This window comes from Pseudomonas sp. P5_A2_2, from assembly GCF_054177685.1.
On record NZ_JBGCUL010000153.1, the window covers coordinates 1 to 7732 of the forward strand.

Below are 7732 nucleotides of genomic sequence, written 5' to 3' on the forward strand. Positions count from 1 at the left end.
GCATCAACCCGCTCAAGGAGCGTGGCCTGGAACGTTTCCAGCACCCGCAGCATGCGATCGAAATGCTCACCAACGGCGACAAGCCAACCAACACCGCATTCTTCCGCCCGGCCCTTGGCGGCGACATGGCGATCATGCGTGGCATGGCGAAATTTCTCTTGCTGTGGGAACGCGACGCACAGAAAACCGGTGCTCCGGCGGTTTTCGACCACGACTTCCTCAATGAGCACAGCGCCAATGTGCTGGAGTACCTGGCGGCCATCGACGACACCCCGTGGGAGCAAATCGTCGAGCAGTCGGGCCTGACGCTGGTGGAGATCGAACAAGCGGCGCGCATGTACGCCAAGGGCAAGAACGTCATCATGTGCTGGGCCATGGGCATCACCCAGCACCGCCATTCGGTGGCGACCATCCAGGAAATCGCCAACCTGATGCTGCTGCGCGGCAACGTCGGCCGGCCCGGTGCCGGTCTATGTCCGGTGCGTGGTCACAGCAACGTGCAGGGCGACCGCACCATGGGCATCAACGAGTGTCCGCCAGTGGCGTTCCTCGATGCCTTGGAGCGTCGCTTCCAGTTCAAGGTGCCGCGCCACAACGGCCACAACGTGGTCGAGGCGATACATGCGATGGCTGAAGGCCGGGCGAAAGTCTTTATCGGTCTGGGCGGCAATTTCGCTCAAGCCACGCCGGACAGCCAACGCACGTTCCAGGCCCTGCAGAACTGCGACCTGACCGTGCAGATCAGCACCAAGCTCAACCGCAGCCATTTGACCCACGGCAAGGATGCGCTGATCCTGCCGTGCCTGGGCCGCACCGACATCGATATCCAGGCCGAAGGCCCGCAAGCGGTGACCGTCGAAGATTCGTTCAGCATGGTCCACGCCTCCAATGGTCAACTGCAGCCGCTGTCGAACCAGATGCGCTCGGAACCGGCGATCCTGGCCGGCATCGCCGCCGCGACCCTGGGCAGCCACCCAGTGGACTGGAACTGGCTGGTGGCCGATTACCGTCGCATCCGTGAGCTGATCGCCGAGACCATTCCAGGCTTCAAGGGCTTCAATGAGAAGGTCAAGAATCCGGGCGGTTTCTACCTGGGCAACAGTGCCGGTGCGCGCAAGTGGAGCACTGCGTCGGGCCGGGCCAATTTCAAGCCAAACCTCCTGCCCGAGGATCTGGTGCACGAACGCACCCGCGCCACCGGGGTGCTGCCGGATCTGATCATGCAATCAATGCGTTCCCACGATCAGTACAACACCACTATCTATGGTCTCAACGACCGTTATCGCGGCGTGAAGGGACAGCGTGACGTGTTGTTCGTCAACGAAGCCGACATCATCCGCCTGGGCTTCAAGCCGGGGCAGAAGGCGGACATCGTTTCACTCTGGGACGATGGTGTTGAGCGTCGGGTAAAAGGCTTCACGCTGCTGGCGTTTGATATCCCGGCCGGGCAAGCGGCGGCCTACTACCCGGAAGTGAACCCGTTGGTGCCGCTGGAAAGCATCGGCGATGGGAGCCATACGCCAACATCGAAGTTTGTGGCGATCCAGTTGAAAGCGGCGAGTGAGACCGGGTTGATCATGGCCAGGTCTGCGTAACACGTTGTCTGAACTGACCCCATCGCGAGCAAGCTCGCTCCCACATTTGATCTTCTGTGAGCACAGCATTTGTGTTCGACCAGGATCCATTGTGGGAGCGAGCTTGCTCGCGATGGCGTCGGAAGCTTCAACATACAGACCAGCACTGATGAAATACTTTTCAAGCGCCCACAAAAAAGGCCGTTGTCTCATGAAAACGGCCTTTGCGAAGTAGTAAAAGACCGGCAAAAAAACGTTAAGTTCCGCCCGAAAAACAGTAACTTGCAATATTGTATACAGGTCGTGTTATTCGTCGGATTTCGATTGTCACGCCCATTCCAGAGCCTCAGGATCGCGCCGTCATCCCCTTGAGGTTCCTCCATGAAGTTCTCCTCGATTCTCTTGTTGTCCCTTGGCCTGGTCAGCGGTATCGCGTCTGCTGGCGGCACCACCGAAGCCGGTGTAGGCGGCGCATTGGGCGGGGTTCTAGGCTCGGTCGTCGGTCAGTCGTTAGGCGGCAGTACAGGTTCCACCATCGGCGCGGCCCTGGGTGGCGCGGGTGGTAGCGCCGTCGGCGCAAACAAACACAGTCGTGGCGAAGCAGCCCTTGGCGGTGCGTTGGGCGCAGCAGGCGGTAACGTGGTCGGCCGCAGCATGGGCGGCACCACCGGCAGTCTGATCGGCGCCGCAGCAGGCGGCGGTGCCGGTGGCGCGCTGGGTAACCACATGGGCAAAGAGTACGATGATGAAGACGGCGGTCGTCGTTCCTATCGTGACTATGACGATCGTCGTTACTACCGTGGCGGCCACCGTCACCACGGCCATGCCTATGGCCACCGCAAGCATCGCTGGCACGACGACGACTAAGGCATCCATCGCCTCGCTATAACTGGTACATCAAAAATCGCAGCCCAAGGGCTGCGATTTTTTTCCTTACTGAACCGCCAGACGCTCCAGCGCCCCGCGCAACCCTGCAGGAATCGCCACGGGTTGATTCGACGCACGATCGACAAACACATGCACGAAGCGCCCCGCCGCGCAGGCTTCGTTTTCCCCTTGCTTGAACACGGCCAGTTCGTATTGCACCGAACTGTTGCCCAGCTTGCCCACCCGCAGACCGATCTCGATGCGGTCCGGGAAGGCAAGGGAAGCAAAGTAATCACAGGCCGAGCTCACCACGAACCCCACCACTTCACCGTCATGGATATCCAGGCCGCCGACTTCGATCAGGTAGGTGTTCACTGCCGTATCGAAGAAGCTGTAATAGGTGACGTTGTTGACGTGACCGTAGGCGTCATTGTCGTGCCAGCGGGTGGTGATGGGTTGGAAGTGCGGGTAGTCGGTGCGTTGGGGCATTGGCGTTGATTCCTGAGTGGGTTCGCCAGTCTAAGGCGAAAACCGCGTTGTATTCATCGCGAGCAGGCTCGCTCCCACATTGGATCTCGACCAGACACACTAGCTGTCTTCAACGCCGATCACCTGTAGGAGCGAGCCTGCTCGCGAAGGCGCCCTCACAGGCGCCGCATCCATCACTTGTCAGCAAAGCCCTTGCCAGCCGCCGCCAGCTCGCCAATCACCCGTGCCGGTTGCCAGTGATCGCCCTGACGCGTCTCAAGGTCCATCAAGCGCCGATGAATGTCCGCCAGTCCCTGCTGATCCGCCCAGGCCATCGGCCCGCCCTTGTCCGCCGGGAATCCGTAACCATAGAGGTAGACCAGATCGATGTCGTGAGCCGATCCGGCGATGCCTTCCTGCAGGATCTTCGCGCCCTCGTTGACCAATGCCAGTAAACAGCGCTCCAGAATCTCCTCCGGGCCGATCTCGCGACGATGGAACCCCAGCCTTTCGCTGACTTCCAGCACCAGCGCATCCACCTGTGGATCGTGTTCGGCCTGGCGACTGCCCKGCTCATAGTGGTAATAGCCATTGCCACTCTTCTGGCCAAAACGCTGCATTTCGCACAGTCGGTTATCCACCTGAACCTCCGGCGCATCCTGCCCGACACCGGACAGTTGCCGGGCGCGCCACTGCAGGTCGACACCCACCACGTCGAACATGCGGAACGGCCCCATGGCGAAACCAAACCCTTGCAGTGCCGCATCCACCTGATAGGGGTAAGCCCCCTCCAGCAGCATTTTGCGCGCCTCCAACACGTAGGTATTGAGCATGCGGTTGCCAATGAAGCCGTCGCAATTGCCCGCCACCACACTGACCTTGCCCATGCGCTGGCCGAGCGCCAATGCTGCGTCGAGAACTGCCGGTGCAGTCTGCGCGCCACGGACGATTTCCAGCAGCTTCATGATGTGCGCCGGACTGAAAAAGTGCAGGCCCAAGACCTGCTGCGGGCGACCCGTAACCGCAGCAATGGCGTCGATGTCCAGCGCCGAAGTATTGCTCGCCAGAATCGCTTCAGGTTTGAGCAGGCCATCGAGCTCGCGGAAGATTTTCTGCTTGAGCTCAAGGTTTTCGTACACCGCTTCGATGACCAGGTCGACCTCGCGGACGGCCGTATAACCCTCTGCCGCCGTAACGCGCGCCACACGGGCATCGGCTTCGCTCTGGTCAATGCGGCCCTGGCGCACGTTGTGGGCATAGGTGTCCGCCACGGTGACCAGCGCCTGCTCCAGCATCTGCGGGTTATTGTCGAGCCACTGCACGGCCACTCCGGCGTTGGCCAGGCACATGACAATGCCACGGCCCATGGTGCCCGCACCGATGACGGCGGCTCGCTGAATATTCAACGGAGTCTGGCTCATGTTTTGTTCTCTTGTTGGCGATCCGAAGACAGCCATCACCATAGTCAGCCACTGGGTTTTTTTGAAATTTATTCCTGTGATGAGCAACATTCAGCGGATGGATGCAGCCCCTTTGAATACACCGCAAATCCCTGTGTGGGGCTTGCCCGCGATGAGGTCGGTATATTCAACAGTGATAGTGACTGACAAATCGCCATCGTCGGAACGCCGCCCGGAGCAAGCTCGCTGCCACAGGGTTTTGGTTCAGCCGGCAAGATTCCGCTCGGCCCAACTGCGTACCCCGGCATACGGATAATCTTCCAGCGCCGCAAACCCCGAAATCGTCCTGGCCTTGAGTTTGGTGAACAGCGGTACACTGATCCCGCACAGAAACCGTGTCACGCGTTCAGCCGAGGGCACATTGCCCGTGTGCTGCTCGTGCCTGTGGATAAAATCGCCACACAGCGCCTCGAAATTTTTATCCACAAGCGCCGGCAACTCCGGTGGTGCAGGCAACCGCGTCACTTGCCCGTGACATACCGAACAATGTCCACATTGCTGCGGTGCATTGTGGTCACCGAAATACTCGGCCAGGCGATAACCCAGGCATCGGTCGGTAGCGAACAGATCCAGCATCGCGTGAATCCGCGCGACTTCGGTGTGCTCATGCCGAGTGAAATAACCGTGCAGCTCCTCGCTCAACGCGACGTTGTCGAACCCGCTTTGCAGCACGCTGTAGACCTCGGTCATCTGCTTGCTTTCGAGCTCCACCCAGCCCTTCTCCTGGAAGTAATCCAGCGCCTTGACCACCCGACTGCGCTCGGCCTGGTGCTGCTCGTACAACGCCTCGAAATTCACCGTGGCCCAGGTCCGGGCACGGCTGGAAGTCTGGATGATCGCAGCGACAAAATCCCTGCGCTCGCCCTCGAAACGCGCCAATAGCGCCTCGGGCTCAAGCAAATACTTGAAACGGTACTCGGCGTAGTACGCGTAGCGTGGGGCGATCAACCCGCGCAATTCGAGTTGCACCAGCAAGGTCTTGAGCGGCAACTGGCGAATATTGCTCTGATCGGCCTGCGGTCCCAGCAGAAACTCCCACTGGCCTTCGGGTGCTGCGGCATGCATCTCGTCAAGCACGCAACGGATGCCATCCAGCTCGGGCGTGTCGCCGTAGACGAAATTCTCCAGCACGTTGAGGCTGTCGCGGTTGGCCAACACCAGGCAGTCCGACGGCTGCCCGTCACGCCCGGCGCGGCCGATTTCCTGGCTGTAGTTTTCGATGGATTTTGGCAGGTCGAAATGCACCACGTTGCGGATGTCACTCTTGTCGATGCCCATGCCAAAGGCGATGGTGGCGACGATGCAATTGGACTGCCCGCCCATGAAGCGGCGCTGGATCGCTTCCCGTTGCTCATGGGGCAACCCGGCGTGATAAGCCTCGGCCTGAATGCCGTTGCGGTTCAGGTGTTCAGCGATGTGCTCGGCGGTTTTCTGCAAGGTGACATAGACGATGCCCGGCTGGTCCGGACGCTGGCTCATCCATTCGACCAGGCGCCTGCGCTTGTCCGCTCCGCGAACAGGCTCCACCAGCAAATTCAGGTTCGGGCGATAGAAACCGGTGGTCACCACATCCTCGGCGGCGATGGCGAATTTCGCCTGCATGTCGACGATCACCTTGGGCGTCGCCGTTGCGGTCAGCAGCAGCACCTGCGGGATGTTGAACTGGCGTTGATAGTCGGGAAGCTTGAGGTAGTCCGGGCGAAAGTTATGACCCCATTCGGAAATGCAATGCGCCTCGTCCACCACCAGTAGCGAGATCGGCACCTGCTGCAGAAAATGCCGGAAGCGCTCGTTCTTCAGGCGCTCCACCGAGATCATCAGAATCTTCAACTCGCCGGACCTGGCACGGGCCATGACATCACTGGCGTCATCGCGGCTCTGGGCCGAATCGATACTGCCGGCCGAGATGCCGTGGCGCTGCAGGAACGCCAACTGATCCTGCATCAACGCCAGCAACGGCGAGACCACCAGCGTCAAGTGCGGCAGCAACAGCGCCGGCAATTGGTAGCAAAGGGATTTGCCGGAACCGGTGGGGAAAATCGCCGCCGCCGAACGCCCGGCCAGCACGGCACTGACAGCCGCCTCCTGACCGGGTCGAAATTGTGGATAACCGAAAACCTGTTCCAGGGTGTTGTGCATAAGCTGTCACTCCGTTGACCGCTGCAAAGCCAAAAGACTAGTCGGTGATCGCAGCGAATCGAGAAAAGGTCGGGGCATAAACGATACGGGATGATACAGCCTCAACACGCCCTGCTGACGCCACAGAATGAAACACACAGAGCACTTTGCCACCTGACGCCCCGTCTCCCCCCACAGGTATGGTTCACCCCCACACCCGTAACGCTGCGCGAAGTCTTCATGACAACAGGAGGCCTGATGTGCGCGGCCCCTGCCGAAGGACCGATCATGTTTCAACGAACTGTTTTTCCATTTGCTCTGTTGCTGCCAGTGCCGCTGCTGCTCAGTGGATGTCTGACCACGCCCGAAAAGCCCGCAATCAAACCAGGCACATTCGAAACAGCCGAGTATCACGCTCAAAAGGGGTTGGCGGTCATCCAGGCATCACGCCTGTACGCACGTGGCGGCACCGGCCAAGGCGTACCAGTCGCATTGATTGACTCGGGCCTGAACGCCGAACTGCCAGAATTTCAAGGCAGGGTCCGCGACCCCGGTTTTGACTATGTCGAGAATCGTCCCGGCACCCATGATCGCGTTGGCCACGGCACTCAAATGGCCGGCATTCTGGCCGCCAACAAAGACGACCGGGGTATGCACGGCGTTGCGTTCAACGCTCAACTGATCCCCTACCGTTTCGGTGACGACAACGAACCCTTCTTCTTCGACAGTGAAATTTCCCGTTCCTGGCAAGCCGGGTTCGATCTCGGTGCGCGCATATTCAACAACTCGTGGGCCAATGCCATTCCAGCAACGGAAATCACCGAAGCACGTTACAAACAGGTCATGCCCGAGTCGCTGACGAGCGCGCGAAAACTGGTTCAGCAAGGCGCGGTATTTGTGTTTCCGACCGGTAATGAACTCAAACGAGAGCCTCTTGCAGAGCCGGGTTTACCCCTTGCCATCCCTGAGTTGGAAAAGGGCTGGATCGCCGTAGTTGCATTGAAAAACGATGGCAGTGCCATCAATGGCAAATCTAATTATTGTGGTGTCGCAACGGCCTGGTGCATCGCCGTTCCTGGTGGGGACTCGGGCGCAGACCAGGGATTGCTGACCACTGGCAAGGACGGCAAATACGTCCAGACTGCCGGTACGTCCCCCGCCGCCGCATTGGTCAGTGGCGCGTTGGCGGCAGTCCAGAGCCTGTACCCCGAAATGAGTGCACAGCAAGTGCGCAACCACTTGCTT

6 protein-coding genes are annotated in these 7732 nt (G+C 59.9%); 3 read left to right on the plus strand and 3 right to left on the minus strand.

What is annotated here, in order from left to right; genetic code table 11:
• A partial coding sequence (locus ACXRVY_RS12100) for an FdhF/YdeP family oxidoreductase (protein ID WP_458237465.1) occupies window positions 1-1595 on the plus strand: 1595 nt, incomplete at its 5' end.
• Window positions 1596-1955: 360 nt separating this feature from the next.
• On the plus strand, window positions 1956-2441 hold the full coding sequence (locus ACXRVY_RS12105) for a glycine zipper domain-containing protein (protein ID WP_223462744.1): 486 nt from the start codon (window positions 1956-1958) through the stop codon (window positions 2439-2441).
• 66 nt (window positions 2442-2507) lie between these two features.
• On the opposite strand, the gene ACXRVY_RS12110 is transcribed toward ACXRVY_RS12105, so the two are convergent.
• From ACXRVY_RS12110 to ACXRVY_RS12120, 3 genes are all read right to left on the minus strand, one after another.
• Window positions 2508-2930, minus strand: a complete 423-nt coding sequence (locus tag ACXRVY_RS12110) for an acyl-CoA thioesterase (protein ID WP_223462745.1) — start codon at window positions 2928-2930, stop codon at window positions 2508-2510.
• 173 nt (window positions 2931-3103) lie between these two features.
• Complete coding sequence (locus tag ACXRVY_RS12115; RefSeq protein ID WP_458237466.1) at window positions 3104-4330, minus strand: 3-hydroxyacyl-CoA dehydrogenase NAD-binding domain-containing protein; 1227 nt, start codon at window positions 4328-4330, stop codon at window positions 3104-3106.
• 243 nt (window positions 4331-4573) lie between these two features.
• Complete coding sequence (locus tag ACXRVY_RS12120; RefSeq protein WP_223462747.1) at window positions 4574-6508, minus strand: RecQ family ATP-dependent DNA helicase; 1935 nt, start codon at window positions 6506-6508, stop codon at window positions 4574-4576.
• 267 nt (window positions 6509-6775) lie between these two features.
• Between ACXRVY_RS12120 and ACXRVY_RS12125 the strand changes: the two genes are divergently transcribed.
• A partial coding sequence (locus ACXRVY_RS12125) for a S8 family peptidase (RefSeq protein WP_458237467.1) occupies window positions 6776-7732 on the plus strand: 957 nt, incomplete at its 3' end.